General features: G+C 68.3%; 28 protein-coding genes. 9 read left to right on the forward strand and 19 right to left on the reverse strand.

The window, feature by feature from the left end; translation table 11 throughout:
• The first annotated feature begins 208 nt into the window (after positions 1-208).
• The 3 genes from HPS01S_RS11280 (at position 209) to HPS01S_RS11290 (ending at position 2927) form a co-directional block, all read left to right on the forward strand.
• Positions 209-1900 carry a PQQ-dependent methanol/ethanol family dehydrogenase gene (locus tag HPS01S_RS11280; RefSeq protein ID WP_066156046.1) on the forward strand — a complete coding sequence of 564 codons (1692 nt, stop codon included), beginning with the start codon at positions 209-211 and terminating at the stop codon, positions 1898-1900.
• 164 nt (positions 1901-2064) lie between these two features.
• Positions 2065-2385 carry a c-type cytochrome gene (locus HPS01S_RS11285; RefSeq protein ID WP_066155633.1) on the forward strand — a complete coding sequence of 107 codons (321 nt, stop codon included), beginning with the start codon at positions 2065-2067 and terminating at the stop codon, positions 2383-2385.
• Positions 2361-2927: a hypothetical protein gene (locus tag HPS01S_RS11290; RefSeq protein ID WP_066155637.1), complete on the forward strand. Its 567-nt coding sequence runs from the start codon at positions 2361-2363 to the stop codon at positions 2925-2927. The genes HPS01S_RS11285 and HPS01S_RS11290 overlap by 25 nt, the downstream gene beginning before the upstream one ends.
• Before the next feature lie 33 nt (positions 2928-2960).
• Here the strand turns inward: HPS01S_RS11290 and HPS01S_RS11295 are convergent, their stop codons facing one another.
• The gene (locus HPS01S_RS11295) at positions 2961-3665 is read right to left on the reverse strand and encodes a DUF5666 domain-containing protein (RefSeq protein WP_066155640.1); all 705 of its coding nucleotides are present in this window, start codon (positions 3663-3665) and stop codon (positions 2961-2963) included.
• A gap of 253 nt (positions 3666-3918) precedes the next feature.
• Here HPS01S_RS11295 and HPS01S_RS11300 point away from each other — a divergent pair, with 253 nt between their 5' ends.
• Positions 3919-4614 carry a hypothetical protein gene (locus tag HPS01S_RS11300; RefSeq protein ID WP_066155644.1) on the forward strand — a complete coding sequence of 232 codons (696 nt, stop codon included), beginning with the start codon at positions 3919-3921 and terminating at the stop codon, positions 4612-4614.
• Between the two features lie 22 nt (positions 4615-4636).
• Here the strand turns inward: HPS01S_RS11300 and HPS01S_RS11305 are convergent, their stop codons facing one another.
• The 9 genes from HPS01S_RS11305 to pqqA all read right to left on the reverse strand — a co-directional run bounded on the left by HPS01S_RS11305 (position 4637) and on the right by pqqA (position 10463).
• Positions 4637-5329, reverse strand: a complete 693-nt coding sequence (locus HPS01S_RS11305; protein ID WP_066155647.1) for a hypothetical protein — start codon at positions 5327-5329, stop codon at positions 4637-4639.
• Positions 5326-5850, reverse strand: a complete 525-nt coding sequence (locus tag HPS01S_RS11310) for a hypothetical protein (RefSeq protein ID WP_066155650.1) — start codon at positions 5848-5850, stop codon at positions 5326-5328. The genes HPS01S_RS11305 and HPS01S_RS11310 overlap by 4 nt, the downstream gene beginning before the upstream one ends.
• A 20-nt stretch (positions 5851-5870) precedes the next feature.
• Positions 5871-6482: a DUF2135 domain-containing protein gene (locus HPS01S_RS11315; RefSeq protein WP_066155652.1), complete on the reverse strand. Its 612-nt coding sequence runs from the start codon at positions 6480-6482 to the stop codon at positions 5871-5873.
• On the reverse strand, positions 6457-7182 hold the full coding sequence (locus HPS01S_RS11320; protein WP_255284201.1) for a MotA/TolQ/ExbB proton channel family protein: 726 nt from the start codon (positions 7180-7182) through the stop codon (positions 6457-6459). The genes HPS01S_RS11315 and HPS01S_RS11320 overlap by 26 nt, the downstream gene beginning before the upstream one ends.
• Positions 7183-7186: 4 nt before the next feature.
• Positions 7187-8413: a pyrroloquinoline quinone biosynthesis protein PqqE gene (pqqE, locus tag HPS01S_RS11325; RefSeq protein WP_255284202.1), complete on the reverse strand. Its 1227-nt coding sequence runs from the start codon at positions 8411-8413 to the stop codon at positions 7187-7189.
• Entirely contained in the window at positions 8397-8663 is a 267-nt protein-coding gene (pqqD, locus tag HPS01S_RS11330) for a pyrroloquinoline quinone biosynthesis peptide chaperone PqqD (protein WP_066155654.1), read from the reverse strand. The genes pqqE and pqqD overlap by 17 nt, the downstream gene beginning before the upstream one ends.
• Positions 8660-9391: a pyrroloquinoline-quinone synthase PqqC gene (gene pqqC / locus HPS01S_RS11335; RefSeq protein ID WP_066155657.1), complete on the reverse strand. Its 732-nt coding sequence runs from the start codon at positions 9389-9391 to the stop codon at positions 8660-8662. Before pqqC ends, pqqD begins: the two co-directional genes overlap by 4 nt.
• Before the next feature lie 7 nt (positions 9392-9398).
• Positions 9399-10316: a pyrroloquinoline quinone biosynthesis protein PqqB gene (pqqB, locus tag HPS01S_RS11340; protein WP_066155660.1), complete on the reverse strand. Its 918-nt coding sequence runs from the start codon at positions 10314-10316 to the stop codon at positions 9399-9401.
• Between the two features lie 72 nt (positions 10317-10388).
• A complete protein-coding gene (pqqA, locus tag HPS01S_RS21575; RefSeq protein ID WP_068167214.1) occupies positions 10389-10463 on the reverse strand; it encodes a pyrroloquinoline quinone precursor peptide PqqA in 75 nt (24 codons plus the stop codon).
• A gap of 31 nt (positions 10464-10494) precedes the next feature.
• Between pqqA and HPS01S_RS11345 the strand changes: the two genes are divergently transcribed.
• On the forward strand, positions 10495-11601 hold the full coding sequence (locus tag HPS01S_RS11345) for an alpha/beta fold hydrolase (RefSeq protein WP_255284203.1): 1107 nt from the start codon (positions 10495-10497) through the stop codon (positions 11599-11601).
• Between the two features lie 8 nt (positions 11602-11609).
• On the forward strand, positions 11610-12602 hold the full coding sequence (locus tag HPS01S_RS11350; RefSeq protein ID WP_169803941.1) for an MBL fold metallo-hydrolase: 993 nt from the start codon (positions 11610-11612) through the stop codon (positions 12600-12602).
• A gap of 17 nt (positions 12603-12619) precedes the next feature.
• Here the strand turns inward: HPS01S_RS11350 and HPS01S_RS11355 are convergent, their stop codons facing one another.
• Complete coding sequence (locus HPS01S_RS11355; RefSeq protein ID WP_084397305.1) at positions 12620-14671, reverse strand: sigma-54-dependent Fis family transcriptional regulator; 2052 nt, start codon at positions 14669-14671, stop codon at positions 12620-12622.
• A 404-nt stretch (positions 14672-15075) separates the two neighbouring features.
• Between HPS01S_RS11355 and pedF the strand changes: the two genes are divergently transcribed.
• Positions 15076-15561, forward strand: coding sequence for a cytochrome c-550 PedF (gene pedF / locus HPS01S_RS11360; protein ID WP_066155669.1), 486 nt, complete (start codon positions 15076-15078; stop codon positions 15559-15561).
• Positions 15562-15614: 53 nt separating this feature from the next.
• The gene (locus HPS01S_RS11365; RefSeq protein WP_066155672.1) at positions 15615-16505 is read left to right on the forward strand and encodes a substrate-binding periplasmic protein; all 891 of its coding nucleotides are present in this window, start codon (positions 15615-15617) and stop codon (positions 16503-16505) included.
• A gap of 21 nt (positions 16506-16526) precedes the next feature.
• Here HPS01S_RS11365 and HPS01S_RS11370 read toward each other — a convergent pair whose 3' ends face one another.
• The 8 genes from HPS01S_RS11370 to HPS01S_RS11405 form a co-directional block, all read right to left on the reverse strand.
• Complete coding sequence (locus HPS01S_RS11370; protein ID WP_066155674.1) at positions 16527-17636, reverse strand: helix-turn-helix domain-containing protein; 1110 nt, start codon at positions 17634-17636, stop codon at positions 16527-16529.
• 133 nt (positions 17637-17769) lie between these two features.
• Complete coding sequence (locus HPS01S_RS11375) at positions 17770-18843, reverse strand: XdhC family protein (RefSeq protein WP_066155677.1); 1074 nt, start codon at positions 18841-18843, stop codon at positions 17770-17772.
• Between the two features lie 41 nt (positions 18844-18884).
• The gene (locus HPS01S_RS11380) at positions 18885-19484 is read right to left on the reverse strand and encodes an SRPBCC family protein (protein ID WP_066155680.1); all 600 of its coding nucleotides are present in this window, start codon (positions 19482-19484) and stop codon (positions 18885-18887) included.
• A 40-nt stretch (positions 19485-19524) separates the two neighbouring features.
• Positions 19525-20709, reverse strand: a complete 1185-nt coding sequence (locus HPS01S_RS11385; protein WP_066155682.1) for a vWA domain-containing protein — start codon at positions 20707-20709, stop codon at positions 19525-19527.
• Positions 20710-20720: 11 nt separating this feature from the next.
• The gene (locus HPS01S_RS11390) at positions 20721-21653 is read right to left on the reverse strand and encodes an AAA family ATPase (protein WP_066155685.1); all 933 of its coding nucleotides are present in this window, start codon (positions 21651-21653) and stop codon (positions 20721-20723) included.
• A gap of 70 nt (positions 21654-21723) precedes the next feature.
• Complete coding sequence (locus tag HPS01S_RS11395) at positions 21724-22512, reverse strand: FAD binding domain-containing protein (RefSeq protein ID WP_066155686.1); 789 nt, start codon at positions 22510-22512, stop codon at positions 21724-21726.
• A gap of 16 nt (positions 22513-22528) precedes the next feature.
• Positions 22529-24901 (reverse strand): xanthine dehydrogenase family protein molybdopterin-binding subunit, encoded by a 2373-nt coding sequence (locus tag HPS01S_RS11400; protein WP_066155689.1) that lies wholly within the window; start codon positions 24899-24901, stop codon positions 22529-22531.
• Between the two features lie 11 nt (positions 24902-24912).
• Positions 24913-25383, reverse strand: a complete 471-nt coding sequence (locus HPS01S_RS11405; protein WP_066155692.1) for a (2Fe-2S)-binding protein — start codon at positions 25381-25383, stop codon at positions 24913-24915.
• A 442-nt stretch (positions 25384-25825) separates the two neighbouring features.
• Between HPS01S_RS11405 and HPS01S_RS11410 the strand changes: the two genes are divergently transcribed.
• The gene (locus tag HPS01S_RS11410; RefSeq protein ID WP_066155694.1) at positions 25826-26299 is read left to right on the forward strand and encodes a 4Fe-4S dicluster domain-containing protein; all 474 of its coding nucleotides are present in this window, start codon (positions 25826-25828) and stop codon (positions 26297-26299) included.
• The last annotated feature ends 27 nt before the right edge of the window (positions 26300-26326 follow it).

Below are 26326 nucleotides of genomic sequence, written 5' to 3' on the forward strand. Positions count from 1 at the left end.
CAGCGCGCTCAAACGTCGGTGTAAACCCTAGGCCTTTCGGGGCCGGCCCGCTGGCACGGATGTTGCCCTTTGCTGTCTGTGATGTGTACGCCAGGCACCGGAGGGTCGGAGCCACGAGCGGTCCGGCGGCACCCACCACAGAAAAGCCATCAACCCTCGAACGAGCAGGAGACCCACAGTGAAACGCACCCTACTGAGCCTTTTGGTCATGGCCGCCACGGCCCACGTCAGCGCCCAGGGCGTGACCGACGCCATGATCGCCAACGACGCCGCGACGCCCGACAACGTTCTGAGCTGGGGCCTGGGCACGCAAGGCCAGCGCCACTCCACCCTGACGGGCATCAACGCCAAGAACATCAACAAGCTGGTCCCGGTGTGGTCCATGTCCTTCGGCGGCGAGAAGCAGCGCGGCCAGCAAAGCCAGCCGCTGGTCCACAACGGCAAGATGTTCGTGACCGCGTCCTACTCGCGCATCTACGCGGTGGACAGCAAGACCGGCAAGAAGCTCTGGAAGTACGAGCATCGCCTGCCCGAGGGCATCATGCCCTGCTGCGACGTGATCAACCGCGGCGCCGCCCTGTACGACAACCTGGTGATCTTCGGCACGCTGGACGCCCAGCTCGTGGCCCTGGACCAGGACACCGGCAAGGTGGTGTGGCGCGAGAAGATCGACGACTACTCTGCGGGCTACAGCTACACCGCTGCGCCCCTGATCGCCGAAGGCCTGCTGATGACCGGCGTGTCCGGCGGTGAGTTCGGTGTGGTCGGCCGCGTGGAAGCGCGCGACCCCAAGACCGGCAAGATGGTCTGGACGCGCCCGGTGGTCGAAGGCCACATGGGCTACAAGGACGGCAAGGAAAACGGCATCACCGGCACCACCAACGCCACCTGGCCCGGCGAGACCTGGAAGACTGGCGGCGCGGCCACCTGGCTGGGCGGTACCTACGACCCCAAGACCAAGCTGGCCTATTTCGGCACCGGCAACCCCGGCCCCTGGAACAGCCATGTGCGCAAGGGTGACAACCTGTACTCCGCGTCGACCGTTGCCATCGACGTGCAAAGCGGCCAGATCAAGTGGCACTACCAGTCCACGCCCAACGACGGCTGGGACTACGACGGCGTGAACGAGTTCGTGACCTTCGACATGGACGGCAAGCGCGTCGGTGCCAAGGCCGACCGCAACGGCTTTTTCTACGTGAACGACGCCGAAACCGGCAAGCTGCTCAACGCCTTCCCCTTCGTGAAGAAGGTGACCTGGGCCACCGGCATCGACCTCAAGACCGGCCGTCCGAACTACGACCCGGCCAACCGTCCTGGGGACCCGACGGCCGCCGGCGGCGACGGTGCCAAGGGCAAGTCGGTGTTCTCGGCCCCCGGCTTCCTGGGTGGCAAGAACCAGATGCCGATGGCCTACAGCCCCAAGACCGGTCTGTTCTACGTGCCCACCAACGAATGGGGCATGGAGATCTGGAACGAGCCCATCACCTACAAGAAGGGCGCGGCCTATCTGGGCGCCGGCTTCACCATCAAGCCGCTGTTCGACGACCACATCGGTTCGCTTCGCGCGATCGACCCCAAGACCGGCAAGGTGGCCTGGGAAGTCAAGAACGAGGCCCCTCTCTGGGGTGGCGTGCTGACCGCGGGTGACCTGGTGTTCTGGGGCACGCCCGAGGGCTACCTGAAGGCCGCCGACGCCAAGACCGGCAAGGTGGTGTGGCAGTTCCAGACCGGCTCCGGTGTGGTGGCGCCTCCCATCACCTGGACGCAGGATGGCGAGCAGTACATCTCGGTCGTGTCCGGCTGGGGTGGTGCGGTGCCACTGTGGGGTGGTGAAGTGGCCAAGAAGGTGAACTTCCTCGAACAGGGCGGCTCGGTCTGGACCTTCAAAGTCATGAAGTGACCCCCCTGCGCCGCTGACGCGGCTTCCCCCCTGGGAGGGGGGACCACACCAGAGGCCCGGCGGAGCCGGTTCCTCGGTGTGTGCTGGATGGGGCACTTCCTCCGATGATGTTCTGGAGGGGGCCCTGTCCATTTTTTCGTCTGTCGTTTTTCTGGTTATTGATCATGCGCACTCTCCTCCTCACTTCCAGTCTTCTCCTCGCCGCGGGTGCCGCGCATGCGGTCGATGAAGCGGCCGCGATCGAGCTGGCCAAGAACAATGGCTGTCTGTCCTGCCACTCGGCCAAGGAAAAGGTCGTCGGCCCCGCCTACAGCGACGTGGCCGACAAGTACAGGGACGACAAGGACGCCGTGGCCAACCTGGTCCAGGCGATCCAGTACGGCAGCAAGGGCAAGTGGGGCCGCATCCCCATGCCTGCGCACCCGAACATGAGCGCGGCCGACATCAAGACCCTGGCGCAATGGGTCATGACCGCCAAGCACTGACCGCTCTGGCCGCGGCGCTCTGCATGGGCGCCGCGGTGGCACAGCCGGTCCTGCCCGAGGGCGAGAAGTCCCTCGTGGCGGTTGCGCGCGACGGCCAGCGCACCCGCATCGGCACCGTGACCTTCGGTACGCCCAGCGGAGGCCGGGCCAGCTTCCAGGTGAAGATGGACCACTCGGTGATGCGCGACCACTTCCTGTCGATGCGCGAATTCAAGTGCCTGCCGGCGGCGCAGGAGATCACCTGCTTCGTGCCCTATCCGTACCCGCACCCGGGCACGGTGGGCGTTGGTGACTACGCCTGGCTGGAACACAACCTGCTGTTCTTTTTCAAGCAGCCGGCCGACTTCGGCGCCAAGCTGTGGAACGGTGTCATCTTCAGGTTCGCACCGACGCCGGCGGGACTGGTGGGCACACCGCAGGCGGTGGACCTCAACCGCATCGGTGTACCGCCCGAAAAGTCCGACGTGCCGCCCTACGGCCGCTTTGACCGCGACGACTTCGCGCCCGGCGCGCGCTGGGTGCAGGAACTGCGGATCGAGTGAAGAGGGTGTGGGCGCGCGGCCCGCGCGCCCATCTCAATCCTTGTCGCAGTCCGATTTGCCCAGCGCGTCGCAGTCGTCGTCGCTCTCGTCCGAGTTGTCGTCGTCGTGGTCGTCCCCATCGTCATGGTCGTCGCCATCGTCGTCGTGGCAATCGGACTTGCCGGTGGCGGTGCAGTTGTCGTCGTTCGCATCGTCATCCGACTCATCGTCACCGTCTTCAGTCTTGACGCGGCTGGCCACCAGGACGCCGTTGGTCATGGTGCCGTAGACCTCGACGCGCATGCCCACGCTCAGCGTGCGCGGGGCGGCGCTGGCGTCCACGGGGATGCCGTCCACGCTGAAGCTGGAGGGGCTGGCGTAGGCCGTCACTCGACCTTCGAGCTCGTTCGGGTTGGCGTTGTCGTCGTCGCGGTCGTCGCTGTCATCGAGTTCGACCTTGCTCGCCTGCAGCGTGCCATTGACCATTTCGCCGTGGACCTCCACGCGGCTGCCGGTGCTCATGCCCTGGGGCGTGGCGCTGGAGCCACTCGCATCCACCGGAATGCCATCGACGCTGAAGCTCTGCGGGCTCTCGTAGCTGGTCACGGTGCCGGTGAGGGAGCGGCCGCTGGCGGTGGTGCTGCTGCTGTCTCCGCTGCCACCACCGCAGGCGGCCAGGCCTGCAACCAGCAGGGTGGTGATGATCAGCCGCCCTGCGGTCAAGGACAAGCGGGTGGGCGTGGTGGGGGTGTGCGTCATGGTGAAGGGTCCTCGGTGTTGTTGTGAATGACGGCCATGCAACGCACGCCAGCGGGGTGTGGCGCAGTCGCTCGCGTCGGCGCACAAGATCTAGGGCGAGCATTAAGACAGGCTGAAATGGCAAAGGGTTTTTCAAGGCTTACCTTTGGTTGCGCCGCATCCGGCCAGGGCGCTGGCCTGTAACAAACGGACACCCAGGGTGGTACCCGGGTGGGTAGCATTCGTGCTCCGTCAACCACACAGGACAAAGACTATGAAGACACCCCACACCACCTCTCTGACCAGTGGCCTGCTGGCCGTCGCCGCGGTGGTCTGCATGGGCGCAGCCTCGGCCGCCGACGTGGTGGTGACCGTCGGGACCACCCCGACGCCGACACCCACCGCGCCGACCACCTCGCCCTCGGCCCGCCAGCAGGAACTCACCATGCAGCTGGCCAAGGCCGATCTCAGCAAGCAGGGCATCACCGAACCGACCACCGAACAACTGGCCCTGGCGGCCAGCAACGTGCAGGCGCTTCGCGACCAGGGCATGGGCTGGGGCGCCATCGCGAACAGCCTGGGCCTGCGCCTGGGGGCGGTGGTCAGTGCGGCCAACCGCGCCGATCAGGCCGAGAAAGAAGCTTTGCGCAAGACCAAGCCGCGCGACACGGTGAGCACCGATGCGCCCGAACAGGACCGCGTGGGCCTGGCCCTGGGACGTCCATCCGATGCGGGCAAGGGCCGCAGCGACGGCGCCGGCTCGTCGGGCAACGCGGGTGGCGGCAAGGGCGGTGGCAACGCCAGCGGCGGCGGTGATGGTGGCGGCGGCAAGGGCGCCGGCAACTCCGGCAATGCGGGCGGTGGCAAAGGTGGAAGCAACGCCGGTGGCAACCGTGGCGGCAACAGTGGCGGCAAGGGGGGTGGCAACGGCGGCGGAAACGGCGGGGGCAAGGGCGGCGGCAAGAACTGATCGCTGACGTGGGCCGGGTTGCTCAGCGCAGCTGCTCGGCCCGCAGCGTGCCGCCGGTCATGAAGCCCGCCGGCACTTGCTCTTCGCGTTCCAGCTTCACCAGCCCCTGGCCTTTGCAGTACCACTCGCGGCTGATCAGGGGCACGTCGGTGAAGCCGTTCACTGGGTCGGTGTAGAGATTCAACCGGGCCTGGCCCACCACGCGCAGGCAGGGTTGGTGCGCGCTGCCGTCGGCCAGCGTCACCATGTCGTCCACCGCCTCGATGCGCCAGGTCATCTGCACCTTGTGCGTGTACTTCAGGTCGCGCGGGTGTTCGTTCCTGCGTTGCAGGAGGTAGGGCACGGTGGCCGTGGTCCATTCGGTGCCGACCGCGTAGGGCGCCTTGAGCACCCACATGGGTTCGGCATCGGCCGTCGGTTCGCTGTCGATGTCGGTGCGGGTCGCGATGCGGCGCACGCCCTGGTCGTCGACCTTCAGGTAGTAGCTCACACCGGCCGAATGATGCCGCACCGCGACCGGTTGGTCCTGGAACACCACAGGCTCGTCCACGCGCATCACCCACTGTTCAGGATCGCGCGGCTCGTCCATCTGGTAGCTCACCGACATCGTCTGTTCGTCGCCCACGCGCAGCGGGAACCACTCGCTGCCCATGTCACGGCCGCTGCAGGCGGCCAGCAGCGCCAGCGGTGCGTAGAAAAGCAGGTGGCGGCTCATTTTTCGGGCAACTGGGCGCGGGGCAGGTCGCGCAGCTTGATCTCGACCTTGTCGTTGCCCGCCGGGCGCAGCCAGGGCAGGCTGCCGGTGCCGCGCTTCGGTTCGGTTTCGCCCAGCTGGGTGTTGCCGTCGCGCGCCTTCTTGATGCCGTCGCCCAGGATGCGGTGCAGGTCCTTCTCGTAGGGCAGCTTGAACTGGCGGGGCATGGCCAGCGGCGCATCGTCCTTCATCGGATGCACCCAGAGAAAGATGGCGCCTTCGTGGCCACGGCCGGGGCTGGGTTCGTCGAACACCGCCGAGAGCAGCACGAACTGACGCGGCAGCTCGTCCTCGGCCGGCCAGCCGGCCAGGCCGCGGAAGGTCTGGAACGAGAACACATAAAAGCCGCTGACCAGCACGACCAGCGAGGCCTTCAGGCCCCAGTGCCAGCGTGTGCCCAGGCACAGGATCAGCAGCAGGAAGGCCAGCAGCGCGTAGGCGATGGACAGCAGCAGCAACTGGGAGGAGACGGCAGGGATCATGGTTCTTGTTGTGGTGGGGTTCAGAGCCCGGCGCGCTGCACGATGGTCTTGGGCGTTGTCGACAGGGCCAGCACCTGGCCCGCGTCGTCCAGCGTGAAGCGCACCAGGGTCCGTTCGTCGCCCTTGCGCGGGATCTGCTGGGTGCCGGTGTAGACGATTTCGGCCTGCGGATTGACCTTCACCACCGCCACCGTCACCTCCACCGGCTGCTGGTCGCCGCTGTCGTAGTAGTGGGCGTTGACCACGTACTCGCCGGGCACGATGCCACGCAGGGTGACGATCTCCTGCCGGATGGCGCTGCTGATCAGCTTGCCGTTGACCAGCACGCTGTTGTTCTTGGCGCCGCGGTCGTCGCGGTCCAGGTGCAGCATGCCGGCGTCGCGCTGGCGGAACCACAGCGTCTTGCCGCCGGGTTCGAGCACCCAGGTGTCCACGTCGTTGGGGTTGTTGTCGGGCCAGGAGACCGTGACCATGAACTCGGCCTTGGCCGGCACGTCGCCCGCCTTGCGGGCCTGCGGGTTGAAGGCCAGGATGGCGATGACAAAACAGAAGACGAACGCGATCAACATGTTGAACAACATGTCGTAGAACGGATCGGCCTCGGTGTCACGAATCGGCCGGCCGATCGCCATCGCGCAGTCCTCCGTTCGTGAGCGAGAGCGCCAGCGCGTCTGCCACCAGGGCGTCGGCAAAGCGGTCCAGCCGCATCAGCTGCAGGCCCAGCAGGATGTTGCCGGTCAGGCCCGTCACCGTGGTCAGCAGCGCGATGCCCAGTCCTCCCGTCAGGCTCTTGAGCAGCTGCGCGCTCTGGCTGGGGTCGAAGCTGTCCATCTGGCCCAGTTGCAGCGCGAGGATGGAAAAGCCGATCACCTTGCCCAGCAGGCCGAGCTTGAGCTGGATGCCGTTGAGCCACCAGGCCATCTCGTGCGGGCCGTGCGCGCGCTCGCCCAGCACCTGCAGCCAGGACGCCCGGTCGGCGCCTGGCCGTGCAGAGCCCTGCAGGAACTCGCTGCTCCATCCGTGCGCCTGGCCCGCGTCGAGCGCGCTGCGCTGGCGGCCCAGGTCCCAGGCGCGGCGCCCGGCCCAGAGCGAGCAGCCGATGAACAGCACCACGATCACCAGCGTCAGGTGCGTCGGGTCGGCCTCCACCAGCCGGTGCCAGGCCCCTGCGCGCCAGAGCAGCCAGGCCGCGAACACCAGCAGACCCATGTAGGCGAGCCAGAGCAGGAACAGGCCCTGGTCCGCGCGCTCGATGTTCAGTGTGGGCCGGCCGGCGCCGGGCATGCGCCGCACCAGCAGCGCGCCGAACATGCGGTGGGTGGAGGTGTTCATGGGTTCACGGCGCACGGCCGCCCGAAGCCGTGAACGCGCCCCCTTGGGGGGCAGCGACCGCCGCAGGCGCGGAGCGTGGGGGCTCGTGCAATGCCTTCGACTCGGCGTCGCTGCGGAACACGATGGGGATGTTGCGGTGCTTCGGTGCGTCGCGCACCACCGCCACCACCTTCTGATGGTGGGCCGACTTGCTGCACACCGGGTCGGTCTCGGCCGGGTCGCCGGTGAGCAGGAAGGCCTGGCAGCGGCAGCCGCCGAAGTCCTTGTGGCGCTCGTCGCAGCTGCGGCAGGTAGGCTTCATCCAGGCGTCGCCGCGGTAGGTGTTGAAGGCGTTGCTGCGCTGCCAGATGTCGGCGATGGACACGTCCTTGACGTTGGGCAGCGCCAGGCCAGGCAGGTCGCGCGCGTTGTGGCAGGGCATGGCCAGGCCGTCGGGCGCGATGGACAGGAACACTGCACCCCAGCCGTTCATGCAGGCCTTGGGGCGTTCCTCGAAGTAGTCGGGCACCACGAACAGCACGCGGCACTTGTGACCAGTGGTTTTCGCGTCCTGCTCGGCGCGGAAGGCGTTGACCTCGGCTTCGGCGACCTTCAGTTCCTCGGCCGTGGGCATGAGGTGGTCGCGGTTGATCCAGGCCCAGCCGTAGTACTGGGTGTTGGCCAGTTCCAGGTACTCGGCCTCCAGCGCCACGGCCATGTCGATGATCTTGCGCACGTGCGGCAGGTTGTGCCGGTGCAGCACACAGTTCATCACCATGGGCCAGTCGTGCGCCTTGATGAGCTTGGCGACCCGCTGCTTGAGGTCGAAGGTCTTGGTGTGGCTGAGGAAGTCGTTGAGTTCCTTGGTGGAGTCCTGGAACGAGAGCTGCACGTGGTCCAGGCCGGCGTCCTTGAGCTTCTGCGCGCGGGTGGGCGTCAGGCCCACGCCCGAGGTGATGAGGTTGGTGTAGTAGCCCAGTCGGTGCGCTTCCTGCACCAGCTCCTCCAGGTCGTCGCGCAGCAGCGGCTCGCCGCCGGAGAAACCCAGCTGCGCCGCGCCGAGCTTGCGCGCCTGCGTCATCACGTCCACCCACTGCGCGGTGCTCAGCTCGTCGGTGACTTTGGCGTGCTGCGTCGGGTTGTAGCAAAAGACGCAGTGCAGCGGGCACTTGTAGGTGAGCTCGGCCAGCAGCCACAGCGGCGGGCCGGCGGGGATGGGGGCGGCGCTCAGGAGTTCAGTCGATCCAGCCACGGCGTTGGCCTTCTTCGAGCAGGTTGCGGACTTCAGGGCCGATGCCCTGCGCGTTGAACGCGGCTTCCAGCTCAGTGACGATGGCATCGACCGAGCGCTCGCCATCGCAGCGCCTGAGGATCTCGGCGGCGCTCGGGTTGAGCTGCACCATGCCTTCCGGGTACAGCAGCACCCAGCGCGACTGCGCCTCTTCGTACTGCAGCCGGAAACGGCGCGAGAGCTTCGGGCGGGTGGGCAGGGCGGTGTTCACTGGCAGGCCTTTTCAATGGCGTCGAGCATCGTCCACAGAATGTCCAGCTTGAACTGCAGGATGTCCAGCGCGTGGTGCTGCTGCTCGCGCGTCTGGAAATGGGCGAGGGTGACGCGCAGGCCGTGTTCCACGTCGCGGCTGGCCAGCGGAATGCGGCTGCGGAAGTAGGCGAGGCCGTTGGATTCGATCCAGGGGTAGTGCGTGGGCCAGGTGGCCAGGCGGTCCTTGTGGATCTGCGGCGCGAACATCTCGGTGAGCGAGGAACACACCGCTTCCTGCCAGGGCGCGGTGGCGGCGAAGTGCACATAGGCGTCGCAGGCAAATCGCACCGCGGGCACCACGTGCTGCAGCGACCACAACTCTTCGCGCGAAATGCCCACGGCCTCGCCCAGTCGTGTCCAGGCCTCGATGCCCCCTGCCGCAGAACCCTGGTGGTCGCCATGGCCGTCGTGGTCGAGGATGCGCTCGACCCACAGGCGCCGGTGTTCGCGGTCGGGCATGTTGGCCAGGATGGCGGCGTCCTTGCGCGGGATGCAGATCTGGTAGTAGAAGCGGTTGGCCACCCAGCAACGGATCTCGTCGGGCGTGCAGCCGCCCGAGTTCATGCGCACGTTGAATGGGTGGTGGATGTGGTAGCTGCGGCCCTTGTCGCGCAGCTGGGCCTCGAACTCCTGCGCGCTCCAGGCGGGCAGGCCTTCGTGGGGGCGGTGGTGGCGGGCGATCTCCATGGCGTGCTCAGAAAGAAATGTCCATGCCGTCGTGGGCGACCTCGATGCCGTGGGCCGTGAGTTCGGCGCGCTCGGGCGAGTCTTCCACCAGCATGGGGTTGGTGTTGTTGATGTGGATGAGCACCTTGCGCACGCCGGCGGGCAGGCGGTCCAGCTGTTCGACCATGCCGCCCGGGCCGCTTTGCGGCAGGTGGCCCATGTCGAGCGCGGCCTTGGCCGAGAGGCCCAGGCGCTGCATCTCGTCGTGGGTCCAGAAGGTGCCGTCGACCAGGACGACGGCGCAACCGCTCATGAGCTCGATGAGCTCGTCGGTGACCTCGGCCAGGCCGGGCGCGTAGAAGGCCTTGGCGCCGGTGGCCGGGTTGGTGATCAGCAGGCCGATGTTGTCGCCGGGGCGCGGGTTGCCGCGGAACGGCGAGTACGGCGGCGGCTTGGACGACAGCGAGACGGTGTGCAGCTGCAGGCCGGGCAGGGCGGCGATGTGCACCGCGCGGCCGTCGATGGGCAGCTCCTGCCGCTCGGTGCCGCAGTAGTGCGAGAGGATGCCGGTGATCGGGAAGCCGCTGCCGATGTCGGAGAAGACCTCGGGCGTGGCCAGCAGCGGCAGCGGCGTCTTGCGCTCGCGCAGCATCAGCAGGCCGGTGACGTGGTCGATCTGCGCGTCCATCAGCAGCACGGCGGCGATACCGCTGTCGCGGATGGCGCGGGCGGGCTGCAGCTCGGGGTTGTCGCGGATCTGGGTGAGGATGTCGGGCGAGGCGTTGACCAGCAGCCAGTCCTGGCCGTTGTCGCTCACCGCAATCGACGACTGGGTGCGGGCGCGCGCTTTCAGCGTGCCGCGGCGCAGGCCGCTGCAGTTGGGGCAGTTGCAGTTCCACTGCGGGAAACCGCCGCCGGCGGAGGAACCAAGAACGCGGATGCGCATAGACTGGATTGGGAAGAAAAAAGGCGCACGTGTGGGAACACCCGTGCGCCTGAGGTCGCTCGTCGCCGGTGGTCAGCGGTTGGCGATGTACATCGTGATTTCAAAACCGAAACGCAGGTCGGTGAAGGCGGGGGTGGTCCACTGCATGTCTTGTCTCCAGTTGGGGTTGGCATGAATCGTGACTGCTGACCTGCCTGCACTGTTGCAGTTCAAGCCGCACCCGATGATCAGCAAAAACGATGCCACCGGACAAGGCCCCTGGCGACGCCAGCGCGACTTCGATCTCGGGGCGCCGCACCGCATGGCCTGGCGCCTCGGGGGAAACCCTGAGGGCGAGCCCTGGCTGCTGCTGCACGGCGGTCCAGGCAGCGGTGCGAACCCGGGCCTGCTGGCGCCGCTGGATCTGCGCCGGCAGTGCGCGATTGCGCCCGACCAGCGCGGCAGCGGCGGCAGCCGCCCGCGCGGCAGCACGCTGCGCAACCACACGGCGGCGCTGGTGTCCGACCTCGAAACCCTGCGGCGGCACCTGGGCCTGGAGCGCTGGTCGCTGCTGGCCGGTTCTTGGGGCACGGTGCTGGCGCTGGCCTACGCACAGGCCCATCCGCAGCGGGTGCAGCGGCTGGTGCTGCGCGGGGCCTTTGCGCTGTCGCGGCGCGAGATCGGCGGCCTGCTGCAGGGCGCGGCATCAGGGAAGACCCTGAGTGTGCCTGCGGCCGTCTGGCCAGCCTCGCGCAGCGTGTCACTGCCCGCGCTGCTGGCCCGTCTGCGCCAGTTGCTCCAATCCGGTACACCCGCTGTTGCAGGTCTGCGCGCGGCGCGGCGCTGGGCCCTGCTCGAATCGCGCGCAGCGGCCCGGGGCATGTGGCGCGCGCTGCTCGGTGCAGGCCCCGTTGTGGCTGGAGCCCGACCGGTCTGGGCTGCTCAGCGGCGGCGCGAGCGGCGTCTGGCGGCCGGGTTCCAGCGCCGGGGCAACCGCAGCGACGGCGCGGACCAGGCGCTGCGGCGCAAGTTCCGCATCCAGTCGCACTACCTGTTGCACCGTGGCTTTGTGCGGCCGGGCGGCCTGGACAGGGCGGTGCGCGCGGTTGCGCTCGCGGGTGTGTCGGTGGACTGGGTGCACGGCGCGTTCGACGCGGTGTGCCCGCCGCAGAACAGCCGGCGCTGGCAGTCGCTGATGGAGCGTCTGGCGCCCGGTCGGTCGTCGCTCACGCTCACCCGCGCCGGCCATCTGGGCCACGAACCGCAGACGCTGGCGGCGCTGCGCGAGCAAGTGAGGCGGTCGTGACGGCGGGCGTGACCACATGGTGCCGCCGGGCGCTGGTGGCACTGCTGCTGGCGCAGGCGGCGTCGCTGTGCGCGGCCCCGGGCTGCGACACGCTGGAACCGGTGCCCTGGCGCGCCGTGGCGCCGGGCGCCTGGGTCTGGCTGCCGCCGGACGGCGGCGATGTGTCGCCCGCCAACGCCGGCCACGTGGTGCCCACCAGCGTGCTGGTGTCGGGGCGCCAGGCGCTGGTGATCGACCCCGGGCCCAGCCACCGGCACGGCGAGCGGGTGCGGCGCTCGCTGGCCTGCCGCTTTGGCGCGCAGGTGCGCTGGATCGTCAACACCCATGCGCATTCCGAGAACGTGCTGGCCAACTCGGCGTTTGCCGCCGACGTGGCGGCCGGGCGCACGCAGATCCTGGCGACCGCCCCGACCCGCGAGGGCATGGCGCTGCGCTGCCCTGACTGCCTGGCGAGCCTCACGCAGCGTGTGGGCGACGAAGCAATGGCCGGCACGCGCATCGTGCTGCCCACGCGCACGCTGTCCGAAGGCGAGGTGCTGCGCCTGGGCCGCTGGCGGCTGCGCGTGATGCGGGTGGAGCATGCGCACACCGAGGGCGACCTGGTGCTGTGGGATGCGCGGCAGCGCGTGCTGTGGGCCGGCGGGCTGGTGTACCAGGGCCGTGTGCCGGAACTGGCACAAGGTCATCTGGACGGCTGGATCGCGGCGCTGGACCGCCTGCAGGCCCTGGGGCCGAAGCAGGTGATCGCCACCACATGGTCGGTTGCTCCAGCGTCCGGCTTCCCGTCCGCACTGCTGGACACGCGCGCCTACCTGGGCGCCTTGCGCGAGAAAACCCTGCAGGCCATGGACGCCGGCGCCCAGCCCCAGGAAATCGACCGCGTCGCCTTGCCCGCCTTCAGCGGCTGGGCCGGCTACGGCGCGCGGCACGGCTTCAACGTGCTGCGCGCCTGGCGCGAACTCGAACCGGTGTGGATGGACCAGGCGAAACCCGCCAGATGATCCAGCGGCGCAGGGGGTCAGCCAAGAAGATCCGGCGGTAGCAGGTGCTTCTTGCGGTAGATCGTGTTGCGCGAGACGCCCAGCGCCTTGGCCGCGGCCGACACATTGCCGCCGTGCAGGCGCAGCATTTGCGCCATGGCGCTGATCGCCACGTCCTGCAGCTTCTGGCCGTCCAGCGTGGGTTCGGGCATGGGCGGTGCACTCGGCAGCTCGGGCAGGGAGGCGTCGACGGTCGGCACCGGCGTGCTCATGCGCTGCGCCACCGGGTGTGGCAGGCCGTGTTCCAGCTCTTCGAGGAAGTCGTCCGGCAGGTGCTCCATGTCGATCACGCCGGCGCAGCCGACCATCACCACCGCCGTGCGCAGCAGGTTGTGCAACTGGCGGAAGTTGCCCGGCCAGTGGTAGCGCTTGAAGATGTCCATCACCCGCGGCGCGATGCCGATGTTCTGCCCGTTCTCGCACAGTGACTTCACGATCTTCTGCACCACCAGGTCGAAGTCGGTGCGCTCGCGCAGCGCCGGCAGGCGCACCACCAGGCCGTTGAGGCGGTAGTACAGGTCTTCGCGGAAGTCGCCGCGCGCGATCATGTCCTTGAGGTGCTTGTGCGTGGCACTCACGATGGCCACGTCCACATCGACCTCCTTGCCCGCGCCCAGCGGGCTCACCCGTCGCTCCTGCAGCACGCGCAGCAGCCGCGCCTGCAGGTGCTTGGGCATGTCGCCGATTTCGTCGAGGAACAGCGTGCCGCCATTGGCCTGCAGGATCTTGCCGATCGAGCCCTTCTTGCGCGCGCCGGTGAAAGCGCCTTCCTCGTAGCCGAACAGCTCGGACTCGATCAGCGTGTCCGGGATCGATGCGCAGTTGACCGAGACGAAGGGCTGGCCCGAGCGGTTCGAATCACCGTGGATGGCCTGCGCCAGCAGGTCCTTGCCGGTGCCGGTTTCGCCCAGGATCATCACAGGGATGTCCTTGCCCGAGACCATGCGCAGCTTGTGGATCACGGCCGAGACCTGCGGGTCCCCGGTGTCCAGGTACTGCAGCGTGGACAGATGCGGTTTGCGCGGCACCACCTTGGCCACTGCGGGCGACGGTGTGGCGGCGGCCTGTTCCTCGGCCTGCTGCGGCGTGACCGGCATGGGCCGGCCGGCGTTCCAGGGATTGGCCGCCTTGATCTTGACGCGGCACCACACGGCCACGCCGTTGTGCAGCACCAGCTGCTTGGGCGTGGGCAGGGTGCCGCTGAACAGGTCGACCAGCGAGGAGATCGGGATGCCGAACAGCGAAGAGAAGGTGTGGGCCTTGAGCGCGGCAAACGGCAGGCCGATCTGGAACTGCGCGCTGCGGTTGGCCGAGATGAAGCGGCCTTCGGGCGAGAACACCGCGATTCCTTCGACCAGGGTCCCGAGAAACTCCGAGCGGGTGTGGAAGTGCACCCGGATCGCCTTCGGGAAGATGTCGGCGAACATGTGGTTCTCGATCATCTGCGCCGACATGCGCACCAGGGCGAGGGTGTGCTGGTGGAAGCTGCGCTGGTCGCCGGTCACGTCCAGCGCGCCGATGACCTGGCCGTAGGGGTCGAAGATCGGCGAGCACGAGCAGGTCAGGAACTTGTTGGCATTCAGGAAATGCTGGTTGCCATGGACGGTGAGCGCTTCCTCTTCGGTCAGCGCGGTGCCGATGGCGTTGGTGCCCTTGGTCTGCTCGGACCAGTCCATGCCCGGCATCAGGGCCACGCGCGAGGCTTTTTCCAGAAAGTCGTTGTCGCCCAGCGAGTGCAGCACCATGCCCTTGGCCGAGGTCAGCAGCACCATGCTGTGGGTGTTGGCGATCTGGTCGTAGAGCGTTTCCATGACCGGTGCCGCGTGCTGGAACAGGAAGCGGTTTTCGTCCAGGGCGCTGGTCAGGTCGCCGCGCAGCGGGCTGGAAAAGTCGGGTTCGCTCTGTTCGGTGATGCCAAATGCACGCGAGCGCTGGTGCGACTGGCCGATCGGATCGTGACCGGCCTCGTGGGGGGCGGAAGGCATGTTGACACGCTCTCGGCCGGGTGGCGTGTACATGGCGGCATTCATGTTGTCTCCAGGGTCCGGGGGAAGGCCTCCCCAGTAATCCATCGACCAGTTCGGCTCAATGGGGCCGAACTGAAGGGGGTCGTGGTCGTTGCTGTCCTGACTCATGTGATTTTCTTCATATCTGTGCCACGAATCAACAGTGGGAAATCCCTGAATGAAACAAGCTGTGGCGGGTGCCTCCTTCCGGTACAAAGCAAATCCCCGGCCAGCCCGAAGCAGCCTGTTGTGCCCGTTCGGAATGGGACAGTGGTTGGGGCGTGGAACAACAGGGTGGTTCAATTTGGAACACATGGTCGTTGCAATCGGGCCGGGATGTGGGTGGTACAGGGGCGGTTCTTTTTGTGGCCCGCTTATTGCTGACCGGGTGTCAGAAGCCTCTTTTTTCTGAACCTGGAGACAAGCCCATGAACGTCCGTTTTTCCCTCGCATCCCGACGCGCCGTCGCCCTGCTGGTGGCCGGCCTGACCGCCACTGCGGTGTACGCCCACGGGGACGTGGTCCCGCAGGCCGTGGACACCAGCACCCTGCCGCAGCTGGGCGCCAAGTGGCTCGATGCCAACCCCTACAACGAGCAGAGCCCGGCCCGCAAGGAAGCGCTGCGCATCGGCACCTCGGCCTACAACCAGAACTGCGCCCGCTGCCATGGCCTGGAAGCCATCTCCGGCGGCATCTCGCCCGACCTGCGCAAGATGGACAGCGACTGCTCCGGCCTGGCCGACGCAGCCAAGAAGGCCTCCTGCATGAAGGAGATGGACGACTACTTCATCTCCACCGTGCGCCGCGGCCGCGTGCGCGACGGGCGCGTCTACATGCCGCCGTTCGAAGGCACGCTCACGCAGGAAGCGATCTGGACCATCCGTACCTACATCGAGACCCGCCGCGAACCCTGAGCCCGCGCCACCGGACGGGCCGTCAGCTACAACATCACAGAGAGACAAGACCCATGACCGACTCCACCCTGAAGACTCCCAGAGGCCTGCGCCGCCGCGAAGCCCTGGCGCTGCTGCCGGCCGCGCTGGCCATGCCCTGGCCGGTGCTGGCGCAGACCGACCTGAGCGACCTGGCGCGCATCCGCGCGAACGGGGCGCTCAAGGTTGCGGTGTACAAGGACAACGCGCCCTTCTCCAGCGGCCCGGCCACGGACATGACGGGCCTGGACGTGTCGCTGGCCGAGGCGCTGGCGCGGCAGATGAACCTCAAGCTCTCGCTGCTGCCGTTTGACGCGGGCGAGAACATGAACGACGACCTGCGCAACATGGTCTGGCGCGGCCACTACCTGGGCTACGGTCCGGCCGACGTGATGCTGCAGGTGCCGGCCGATCGCTTCCTGGCCAACGGCAACCCGCAGGTGACCATCATGGCGCCCTATATGCGCCAGTCGAATGTGCTGCTGCACGACAGCCGGCGCCTGGCCTCGGCCGCTTCCCCCGAAGACCTCAAGGGCCTGCCGCTGGCGGCCGAGCGCGGCGCGGGCGCGGCCAGCGTGCTCATGGGCTACGGCGGTGGGCTGTTGCGCAACCAGGTCTCGATCTACCCCTCGGGCGTCGAGGCCGCGCAGGCGGTGATCGACGGCAAGGCTGCAGGCGCGTTCGTGCTGCGGGCGCAGGCCGAAGCCGCGCTGTTCCAGCGCAAGGCCTCGGTGGAGCAGTTCCCGCTGTCCAAGCTCAACCTCAACAACGGCATCGCCGACACCGGCTGGCCGGTCGGCATGGCGATCAAGGCGGCCCACAAGGACCTGGGCGCGGCGCTGGACATGGCGATGAAATCGCTGCGCGAGAGCGGCGAGCTGCTCGCGATGTTCAAGCAGCACGGGCTCACCCTGACCGCGCCTTGACCGGCGGGCCTTCCGCGCCGGTCAGGCCTTCTTCTTTGTGAGCTTGCGGTAGACGGTCGCGCGGCTGATGCCCAGCGCGCGGGCCGCTTCCATGACGTTGCCGCGCGCGTCTTCCACCGCGCGGCGGATCAGGGCGGCCTCCACGTCCTTGAGTGGCACGCTGTGGCTGGCCGGGCGCGGCGAGCCGGAGACGCGGCCCGGCCCCTGGGCCAGCAGCTGCAGCCGCAGGCCAGACCACAGCGGCACCTCGAAAGCGGGGCGTTGTGCGCGGGCGGCGTCGAACAGGCCATCGGTGGGCACCGCGAAGACGTCACTGCAGTGCATCGCGGCCTGCTGCGGCATGAGGCCCAGCATGTCGGATGCGGCCCGGTTGGCGCCTATGATGCGGCCGTCGTCGTCCACGCAGACCAGTCCGTCGTTGTCGTCCCCGAGCACACGGCCCGGCCAGTTCAGGCGCAGCAGCATGCGGTGCGGGCGTGAGGTGGTCAGCGCGTTCTCGATGCTGCGCGCCGACTGCGTCACCAGGTGCTTGAGGGCGGGTTGTTCCGCCACGTCGACGCCAGTGAGATCCAGCATGCCGACGCAGTGGCCGTCCGGCCCCCAGATCGGCGCACCGGCGCAGCTGAAGGCGCCGTTGTCGTGGAAGAAGTGTTCGCCGCGGTGCAGCCAGACCGGCTCATGGTCGGTCAGCGTGGTGCCGATGGCGGTGGTGCCGACGGCTCGCTCGGAGAGGTCGACCCCCACGCGCGCGATGGCCGCGGCCCGCGGGTTGTTGCGGTCGACCGGGCCGTCCACGTCGATCACCGTGCCGCGCGCGTCGGTCAGGATGGCAAAGTAGCGGGTGTGCACCATCGCCCGCGAGAGCGAGCGGATCACCGGCGCGGCGGCCTGGATCAGGGGCTGGCTCGCCTCCAGCGCCTGGCGCATGGCGCTGGCCGATACCGGCTCGAAGGCCACGCGCTGGTGCGGGTCCTGTCCCATGGCCAGACAGCGCCGCCAGGAGCGCTCGATGGGCGCGGCCAGCCAGGGCGAGGGGGCGCTGTCGCGCGCCTCCAGCACAGACAGGCGCGCACGTTCGATCAGGGCCAGACGCTGGTCAGGGAGCAGGGGGGATTGGACGGTGGTGGTCACATCGGCCTCGGCGTTCGTGGGCGGAACAACAGTGTTGCAGATTGAGACAGTGCCCGGGCAGGTCCCCGGACAATGCACCTCTTTTGCAGTCAACCGCAAGTCACATGCCACGCCGCGGCCGGGGCCGCGGCGCTCAGGCCACGCGCGACGCGCTGAAGCAGACGGCGCCGCCTTCGTCCGCGCTGCGGGGCTGGAGCTGGTCCTTGGCCGGGCCGACCTGGGCGTCGCGCGGCAGGGCCACGCCGTTCTTCACCGCCAGCACCTCGGCCATGATGCTGACCGCGATTTCCGAGGGCATCTTGCTGCCGATGTAGATGCCGATGGGGCCGCGCATGGCGACCAGGCTCTCTTCGGTCTGGTCGAAGTGTTCGATCATGCGCGCGCGCCGGGCCTCGTTGTTGCGGCGCGAGCCGATGGCGCCGACGTAGAAGGCCTCGGTGCCCAAGGCTTCGAGCAGCGCCAGGTCGTCCAGCTTGGGGTCGTGCGTGAGCGCGATGACGCAGGTGCGGCGGTCGACGCCGAAGGCATGCACCACGTCGTCGGGCATGCCGGTGAGCAGCTTGGCGCCGGGCACGTTCCAGCTGCTGCGGTATTCCTCGCGCGGGTCGCAGACCGAGACCGAGAAGCCGCAGAAGATCGCCATGGTCGAGAGGTACTCGGCCAGCTGGCCGGCGCCGATCAGCAGCATGCGGTACTCGGGCCCGAAGGTGTTGCGCAGCACCTGGCCGTCGTCGCTGAGCGCCTCGGGCCGCTCGCAGGGCGCGACCGTGACCCGGCCGGTGGCCAGGTCGGTGCTGCGCTGCATCAGCCGCCCCTCGCCCAGCGCCGTCACCAGCGTGGCCAGCGCGTCGGCGTCGGGGTTGAACTCCAGCATCAGCTCCAGCGTGCCGCCGCAGGGCAGGCCGAAGCGGTGGGCCTCGTCGGCGCTCACACCGTACTTCACCCGCTCGGGCGGGCCGTCGGGGATGTCGTGGGTGCCCGCACCCGCAGCGCCGTCCGCACGGCGGTAGCGGTAGATCAGGTCGTCCTCGATGCAGCCGCCCGAGACCGAACCGATCACGGCGCCGGTCTCGCACAGCGCCATGATCGAGCCGACCGGGCGGGGCGAGGACCCCCAGGTGCGGATCACCGTGGCCAGCAGCGCACGCTGCCCTTGCTGGCGCCATTGCAGCAGATGGCGCAGTACCGTGATGTCGAGGTTTTCCATGGTGTCTCCAGTCCTGGCAGGTATTGTGCGCGGCGAAGCCTTCAGCGGCTGAGCCACCACAGGGCCAGCAGCACCACACCGCCCGCGATCCAGACCCAGGCGGGAATGCCGCCGCTTGCCGCGGGGGCCTCGGCCACCGGTGCCTCGCCCGCCGCAGCGGCCTTCGCCGCCGCGTCGCGTGCGGCGTAGGCCTCGGGGTGGGTCTGCTGCATGGCCTCGTCGAAGCGCTTGAAGAAGTCCTCGGCCATCGACTTGGCGGTGCCGTCGATCAGGCGCTGGCCCAGCTGCGCCACCTTGCCGCCGACGGTGGCGTGCACGGTGTAGTCCAGCGTGCAGCCGCTGCCGTCGGGCGTGAGCTTGACCGCCGCGGTGCCTTTGCCGAAGCCGGCCACGCCGCCCTGGCCTTCGAAGTTGATCTTGTAGGACTCGGGCGCCACGATGTCCGAGAGCAGGATCTTGCCGGCGAACTTGGCCGCCACCGGCCCGATCTTGACCGCCATGCCCACCGCGTACTGGTTCTCGCCCGTGGCCTCGACCTTGTCGCAGCCGGGGATGCAGGTCTTGAGCACGGCGGGGTCGTTGAGCGCGTCCCAGGCCTGCTGCTGGGTGATGGCCAGGGAGCGGTTGCCTTGCATGTCCATGGTGGTGTGTCCTCTTTCTTGTGGGGTCTGAACGAAGGGGTCAGCGCCGCAGCACGGCCGCGATGCTGGCGGCCAGGTCTTCGAGCTTGCTGAGGTTGTGCACGGCCAGCATGCCGTGCGCGTGGGTGTGCAGTGCGGCCGCGCCGCGGGCCAGCGGGGCGTAGCCCTCGAAGCGCAGCAGCGGGTTGAGCCAGAGCAGGCGGCCGCAGCGCCGGCGCAGCCAGGCCAGCGATTCGGAGAGCGCCGCGGGCTCGCCGGTGTCCAGGCCGTCGCTGACGATCAGCACCAGCGTGCGGCGGCCGACCAGGCGGCGCGCGTGGTCCTGCTGCAGCGCCTGCAGCGAGGCGCCGAGCTGGGTGCCGCCGGCGAAGTCGGCGATCAGTTCGTTGGCGGCCACCAGCATGTCGTCGGTGTCGGCGAGCCGGAAGGCCGGCGTGAGGTCGGTCAGCCGGGTGCCGAAGGCGAACACGTCGCGGCGGCGGTGGTGGCGCGTGGCCGCGTGCAGGAAGGCCAGCAGCAGCCGGGTGTAGCGCTCCATCGAGCCCGACACATCCACCAGCACCATCAGCGGCAGCGGCTGCTCGCGGCGCGAGAGCTGCGGCAGCTCCATCAGCTCGCCGCCGTGGCGCACCGCGCGGCGCATGGCGCGCTGCCAGTGGGGGCGGGTGCCGCCGGGCCCGGGCCGCGTGCGGCGCGAATCGTAGGTCGGCAGCGGCAGGCGGATGTCGCGCGCCAGCCGCTCGACCAGCCGGTACTCGGTGCCCGACAGCGCGTTGAAGTCGGCGTGGTGCAGGCGCCGGATGTCGCTGGCCGTCATGGCGGCGTCGAACTCGACCTTCTGGTCTTCCTGTTTGGGCTTGGCCTGCTGCCCGAAGCTTTTTTGCGGCGACAGCGCTTCGCGCACGCGCGGCCGGCGCTTGCTCGGCTCGGCCTTGCCCTCGGCGCTGGGCAGCAGCTGCGACAGCAGCTTCTGCGCGATCTCGGGGTTGCGGAAGTAGGTGTCGAACAGCTCGCGGAACACCAGGCGGTCCTGCTCGCGGGTCACGAACACCGCCTCCATCGCCGCGCTCACGTCCTCCTTGCGCTCCAGGCCGACCGTCATGGCGGCGCGCGTGGCCAGCGCGATGCGCGAGCTGTCCACGCGCACGCCGGCGCGTCGCAGCGCGCGGCCGAAGCCGGCGATGTTGTCGGCCAGTTTGCCTGTGCGGGAATCTCCGAGCTGCATGAGCGGCGAACTCAGGCGGGCGTGTCGGCCGGCTTGAGCAGCTCGGCGGCCATGTCGCGCGTGAGCGCGGCCACGTCCTCGCGCTGCTTGAACAGGATGCCGGCGGTGTCGCTCAGCACCTCGGGGTCGACCGCCAGCGTGTCCAGCGCCACCAGCGCCTTGGCCCACTCGACGCTTTCGGCGATGCCGGGCGAGCGCTGGAAGGCGTTGGCGAAGGGCTGGCTGCGCAGGCGCTGCACCACGTCGGCCACCTGGGTCGCCAGTGCGGCCGAGGCCTGCGGCACCTGGGCGCGCACGATGTCCAGCTCGCGTTCGCGCTCGGGGTAGTCGAGCCAGTGGTAGAGGCAGCGGCGCTTGACCGCGTCGTTGAGCTCGCGCGTGCGGTTGCTGGTGAGGATGGTGACCGGCGGGCAGGCGGCACGCACCGTGCCGAACTCGGGAATGCTGACCTGGTATTCGCCCAGGTACTCCAGCAGAAAGGCCTCGAAGGGCTCGTCGGCGCGGTCGACCTCGTCGATCAGCAGCAGCGCGCCGGGCTCGGGCGCCTGCAGCGCCGCCAGCAGCGGCCGCTTGATCAGGTAGCGCTCCTGGTAGACCTCGCGCTCGATGCGCGCCACCTCGTCGGCGCCGCCGTCCGTGTGCGCCACTTCCAGGCGGGTCTGGGCGGCGCGCATGTGCAGCAGCTGCGCGGCGTAGTTCCATTCGTACAGGGCTTCGCGCTGCTCAAGGCCGTCGTAGCACTGCAGGCGCAGCAGGGCGCGGCCCAGCGCCACCGACAGCGCCTTGGCCAGCTCGGTCTTGCCGACGCCCGGTTCGCCTTCGAGCAGCAGGGGGCGCTGCAGCTTCAGGGCCAGGAACACGGCGGTGGCCAGGCGGCGGTCGGCGTAGTAGCCGGCCGACTGCAGGGCTTGCATCAGGGCGTCGATCGAGGCGAAGGCGCTCATGGGAATGTTCTGTGAAGGAAAAAGGGCCCCGGGTCGGTGAACGCGGGGCCCTGGCGGTGACAGCCGGAAATCAGGCCAGTTGGGCGACGGCGCGCTGGGTCAGCACGCTGATCAGGTTGGCGCGGTAGGCCGCGCTGGCGTGCAGGTCGGCGCTGCAGTCGTCGGCGCTGATCTTCACGCTGGCGGCCGACTGCGGCGTGAAGCTGGCGTTCAGCGCGGCTTCCAGACCGGCGTGGCGGAACACGCCGTTGCCGGCGCCGGTCACGGCCACGCGCACGCCGCCGTCGGTCTGCGCCACGAACACACCGATCAGCGCAAAGCGCGAGGCCGGCTGGTTGAACTTCAGGTAGGCCGCCTTCTTCGGGATCGGGAAGCTGATCGCGGTGATCAGCTCGCCGTCTTCCAGCGCGGTGCTGAACATGCCCTGGAAGAAGTCGTCGGCGGCGATCTTGCGCTTGGTGGTGTGCACCGTGGCGCCCAGGCCGAGCACGGCGCTGGGGTAGCAGGCGGCGGGGTCGTTGTTGGCGACCGAACCACCCATCGTGCCCATGGCGCGCACCTGCTTGTCGCCGATGTGGCCGGCCAGGTGGGTGAGGGCGGGAATGGCGGCAGCCACCTCCGCGCTGGTCGCCACGTCGATGTGGCGCGTCATGGCGCCGATGACGAGGGCGTTGCCTTCGCGGCGGATGCCGGCCAGTTCCTTGACGCCACCGAGATCGACCAGGGTGCCCGGGTCGGACAGGCGCAGCTTCATCGAGGCCAGCAGGGTCTGTCCACCGGCCAGGGGCTTGGCGCCGCCGGCGGCGGCCTTCTGGGCGTCGGCGAGGGACGCGGGTTTGTCGAGCGTGAATGCGTACATGGTGTCCTCCTCCCGGTCAGGCCTTGGCGGATTGAATGGCTTCCCACACGCGCCCCGGCGAGGCGGGCATGTCGAACTCGGTGACACCCAGCGGTTTCAGGGCGTCCAGCACGGCGTTGATGACGGCCGGTGGCGAGCCGATGGCGCCGGCCTCGCCGCAGCCCTTGGTGCCCAGCGGGTTGTGGGTGCAGGGGGTGCAGATGGTGCCGATCTTGAACTCGGGGAAGTCGTCGGCGCGCGGCATGGCGTAGTCCATGAACGAGCCGGTCAGCAGCTGGCCGCTTTCCTTGTCGTAGACGCAGTTCTCCAGCAGTGCCTGGCCGATGCCCTGCACGATGCCGCCGTGCACCTGGCCCTCGACGATCATCGGGTTGATGATGGTGCCGAAGTCGTCGACGGCGGTGAACTTGTCGACGCGGGTCTTGCCGGTCGCGGGGTCCACCTCGACCTCGCAGATGTAGGTGCCGGCCGGGAAGGTGAAGTTGGTCGGGTCGTAGAACGCGGTCTCGTTCAGGCCCGGCTCCAGCTTGTCCAGCGGGTAGTTGTGCGGCACGTAGGCGGTCAGCGCGACCTGGCCGAAGGTGACCTTCTTGTCGGTGCCCTTGACGGTGAACTCGCCGTTGGCGAACTCCACGTCGGCGTCGCTGGCCTCCATCAGGTGGGCCGCGATCTTCTTGGCCTTGGTCTCGATCTTGTCGAGCGCCTTCATGATGGCGGCGCCGCCGACCGAGATGGAGCGCGAGCCGTAGGTGCCCATGCCGAAGGGCACGCGGCCGGTGTCGCCGTGCACCACGTCCACCGCCTCGACCGCGATGCCCAGGCGCGCCGCGACGACCTGCGCGAAGGTGGTCTCGTGGCCCTGGCCGTGGCTGTGCGAGCCGGTGAACACGGTCACGCTGCCGGTCGGGTGCACGCGCACCTCGCCGCACTCGAACAGGCCGGCCCGCGCACCGAGGGCGCCCGCGATGTTCGACGGCGCGATGCCGCAGGCCTCGATGTAGCTGCTGTAGCCGATGCCGCGCAGCAGCCCCTTGGCCGCGCTGGCGGCCTTGCGCTGCTCGAAGCCGGCCACGTCGGCCATGTCCTCGGCCTTGGTCAGCGCGCCGAGGTAGTCGCCCACGTCGTACTGCAGGGCCACCGGCGTCTGGTAGGGCCAGCTGTTGATGAAGTTGCGCTTGCGGATCTCGGCCTGCGACAGGCCCAGGTCCCAGCCGCAGCGGCTGACCAGGCGCTCCAGCAGGTAGGTGGCCTCGGGGCGGCCGGCGCCGCGGTAGGCGTCGACCGGCGCGGTGTTGGTGAACCAGGCGTCCACTTCCACATAGATCTGCGGGCAGGTGTACTGGCCGGCCAGCAGGGTGGCGTAGAGGATGGTCGGCACCGCGGACGCGAAGGTCGAGAGGTAGGCGCCCATGTTCGCGTCGGTGTGCACCCGCATCGCCAGGAACTTGCCGTCCTTGTCCATCGCCATCTCCGCGTGGCTGATGTGGTCGCGGCCGTGCGCATCGGTCAGGAAGGACTCGCTGCGTTCGCAGGTCCACTTGATGCTGCGGTTGGTCTGCTTGGCGGCCCAGGTCAGGGCCACGTCTTCGGCGTACAGGAAGATCTTCGAGCCGAAGCCACCGCCCACGTCGGGCGCGATCACGCGCACCTTGTGCTCGGGCAGGCCCAGCACGAAGGCGGTCATCAGCAGGCGCTCGACGTGCGGGTTCTGGTTGGCGACGTAGAGCGTGTACTCCTCTGTGGCGCGGTTGTAGCTGCCGATGGCCGCGCGCGGCTCCATGGCGTTGGGCACCAGGCGGTTGTTGGTGAGGTCGATCTTCGTCACGTGCGCGGCCTGCGCGAACGCCGCGTCCACCTGGCCCTTGTCACCGATGGCCCACTTGTAGCAGTGGTTGTCGGGCGCGGCGTCGTGCAGGGCGGGGCCCTTGCTGGCCTCGCGCATGTCGATCACGGCCGGCAGCACGTCGTAGTCCACCTCCACCGCCTCCGCGGCGTTCTTGGCCTGCTCCAGCGTATCGGCGATCACCATGGCCACCTGGTCGCCCACGTAGCGCGCCTTGCCGATGGCGAGGATCGGGTGCGGCGGCTCCTTCATTGGCGTGCCGTCGGTCGAAGTGATGAGCCAGCCGCAGGGCAGGCCGCCCATCTTGCCGTCGATGTCGGCGCCGGTGAACACGGCCACCACGCCGGGCATGGCCTTGGCGCGGCTGGTGTCGATGCTCTTGATGGCGGCGTGGGCGTGCGGGCTGCGCACGAAGACCGCGTAGGTCTGCGCGGCCTGCGTGATGTCGTCGGTGTACTGGCCGGCGCCGGTGAGAAAGCGGTAGTCCTCCTTGCGGCGGACGCCTTCGCCGATGTGCGGCAGCTTGCTGAAGTCGGATGCACCCATGTCGTGTCTCCTCAGGCCGAAGCCATGTCGGCCTTGCCCTTGAGCACGGCCTTGACGATGTTCTGGTAACCGGTGCAGCGGCACAGGTTGCCTTCGAGCAGCTCGCGGACTTCCGTCTCGCCGGCCTTGGGGTGGTGCTTGCAGAGGTCCACCGCGCTCATGACCATGCCCGGGGTGCAGAAGCCGCACTGCAGGCCGTGGCATTCCTTGAACGCCGCCTGCATCGGGTGCATGGCGCCGTCGGCGGCGGCCAGGCCTTCGATGGTGGTGATCTCCGAACCGCTGACCTGGGCGGCCAGCACGCTGCACGACTTGATGGCGCGGCCGTCCTTGATGACGGTGCAGGCGCCGCACTGCGAGGTGTCGCAGCCGACGTGGGTGCCGGTGAGCTTGAGGTGCTCCCGGAGCACCTGGACGAGAAGGGTGTTGGGCGGAACGTCGACCGACCGGGCCTGGCCGTTGACCGTGAGCTGAACCTGCATCTGTGTCTCCTGATGGTTGGGGCCTCTGTGGGGTCCTCAAACAGTGAAACATCGCAGCGCCGCGGCGATTTGAGTGTTAACCCTCAATTGCAAATTGCGGTCTGAAACATTCTCAAATTGAGACGCTTGAAAAGGCAATGAAATGCATTGATTTCAAAGGAGATTCGTGAAATCAGATGCATTTCTAAGTTATGTATTCAGATTCCTATGTGGGGTGGTGTTATTTCGCCGGATGAACGTTGTTGATTCGTTAATTCCGTTTGAAATCAAGGCGTTGTGCAGGGCAGCATGTGGCAGTCTCAATCTGAGACTTTCTGATAGCGGCGCGGAGCTTTTCGGGTTAACCCTGACGAAGTGGCTGTGCTTCACGTCAACAATCGTATGAACACATGGTCATAGGTCTCCTGATGGGCCATGTGTGCCCCACCACCGGAGAAACTACATGCAGAAAACACTCCACATCAACGCCGACAAGTGCACCGGCTGCCTGCAGTGCGAAATGGCCTGCTCGTTCGAGAACTACGGCACCTACGCCACCTCGAAGTCGCGCATCAAGGTCTTCGACTTCCACCACACCGGCAAGAAGGTGCCCTACACCTGCACCCAGTGCGACGAGGCCTGGTGCCTGCACGCCTGCCCGGTGGAGGCCATCACGGTCGACAAGGTGACCGGCGCCAAGGTGGTGAACGAAACCACCTGCGTGGGCTGCAAGGTCTGCACCATCAGCTGCCCTTTCGGCACCATCAACTACGTGCAGGAAACCGGCAAGGTCCAGAAGTGCGACCTCTGCGGCGGCGAGCCGGCCTGTGCCGACGCCTGCCCGACCGGCGCAATCACGTTCATTGATGCCAACTGGTCTGGCATCGACAAGATGAAGCAGTGGGCCGACAAGCTGGGCAACCAGGCGGCCGCCTGATCCCCCAACACATACAAGGAGCATCAA

The sequence above is a fragment of the Hydrogenophaga pseudoflava NBRC 102511 genome (assembly GCF_001592285.1).
GTDB classification, from domain to species: Bacteria; Pseudomonadota; Gammaproteobacteria; order Burkholderiales; family Burkholderiaceae_C; genus Hydrogenophaga; species Hydrogenophaga pseudoflava.

Bases quoted from the DNA above. Each gene is read 5' to 3' on its own strand.
- HPS01S_RS11280 (WP_066156046.1), top strand. From the start codon at position 209: ATGGCCGCCACGGCCCACGTCAGCGCCCAGGGCGTGACCGACGCCATG.
- HPS01S_RS11285 (WP_066155633.1), top strand. From the start codon at position 2,065: ATGCGCACTCTCCTCCTCACTTCCAGTCTTCTCCTCGCCGCGGGTGCC.
- HPS01S_RS11290 (WP_066155637.1), top strand. From the start codon at position 2,361: ATGGGTCATGACCGCCAAGCACTGACCGCTCTGGCCGCGGCGCTCTGC.
- HPS01S_RS11295 (WP_066155640.1), bottom strand. From the start codon at position 3,665: ATGACGCACACCCCCACCACGCCCACCCGCTTGTCCTTGACCGCAGGG.
- HPS01S_RS11300 (WP_066155644.1), top strand. From the start codon at position 3,919: ATGAAGACACCCCACACCACCTCTCTGACCAGTGGCCTGCTGGCCGTC.
- HPS01S_RS11305 (WP_066155647.1), bottom strand. From the start codon at position 5,329: ATGAGCCGCCACCTGCTTTTCTACGCACCGCTGGCGCTGCTGGCCGCC.
- HPS01S_RS11310 (WP_066155650.1), bottom strand. From the start codon at position 5,850: ATGATCCCTGCCGTCTCCTCCCAGTTGCTGCTGCTGTCCATCGCCTAC.
- HPS01S_RS11315 (WP_066155652.1), bottom strand. From the start codon at position 6,482: ATGGCGATCGGCCGGCCGATTCGTGACACCGAGGCCGATCCGTTCTAC.
- HPS01S_RS11320 (WP_255284201.1), bottom strand. From the start codon at position 7,182: ATGAACACCTCCACCCACCGCATGTTCGGCGCGCTGCTGGTGCGGCGC.
- pqqC (WP_066155657.1), bottom strand. From the start codon at position 9,391: ATGGAGATCGCCCGCCACCACCGCCCCCACGAAGGCCTGCCCGCCTGG.
- pqqB (WP_066155660.1), bottom strand. From the start codon at position 10,316: ATGCGCATCCGCGTTCTTGGTTCCTCCGCCGGCGGCGGTTTCCCGCAG.
- HPS01S_RS11355 (WP_084397305.1), bottom strand. From the start codon at position 14,671: ATGAATGCCGCCATGTACACGCCACCCGGCCGAGAGCGTGTCAACATG.
- pedF (WP_066155669.1), top strand. From the start codon at position 15,076: ATGAACGTCCGTTTTTCCCTCGCATCCCGACGCGCCGTCGCCCTGCTG.
- HPS01S_RS11365 (WP_066155672.1), top strand. From the start codon at position 15,615: ATGACCGACTCCACCCTGAAGACTCCCAGAGGCCTGCGCCGCCGCGAA.
- HPS01S_RS11375 (WP_066155677.1), bottom strand. From the start codon at position 18,843: ATGGAAAACCTCGACATCACGGTACTGCGCCATCTGCTGCAATGGCGC.
- HPS01S_RS11380 (WP_066155680.1), bottom strand. From the start codon at position 19,484: ATGGACATGCAAGGCAACCGCTCCCTGGCCATCACCCAGCAGCAGGCC.
- HPS01S_RS11385 (WP_066155682.1), bottom strand. From the start codon at position 20,709: ATGCAGCTCGGAGATTCCCGCACAGGCAAACTGGCCGACAACATCGCC.
- HPS01S_RS11390 (WP_066155685.1), bottom strand. From the start codon at position 21,653: ATGAGCGCCTTCGCCTCGATCGACGCCCTGATGCAAGCCCTGCAGTCG.
- HPS01S_RS11395 (WP_066155686.1), bottom strand. From the start codon at position 22,512: ATGTACGCATTCACGCTCGACAAACCCGCGTCCCTCGCCGACGCCCAG.
- HPS01S_RS11400 (WP_066155689.1), bottom strand. From the start codon at position 24,901: ATGGGTGCATCCGACTTCAGCAAGCTGCCGCACATCGGCGAAGGCGTC.
- HPS01S_RS11405 (WP_066155692.1), bottom strand. From the start codon at position 25,383: ATGCAGGTTCAGCTCACGGTCAACGGCCAGGCCCGGTCGGTCGACGTT.
- HPS01S_RS11410 (WP_066155694.1), top strand. From the start codon at position 25,826: ATGCAGAAAACACTCCACATCAACGCCGACAAGTGCACCGGCTGCCTG.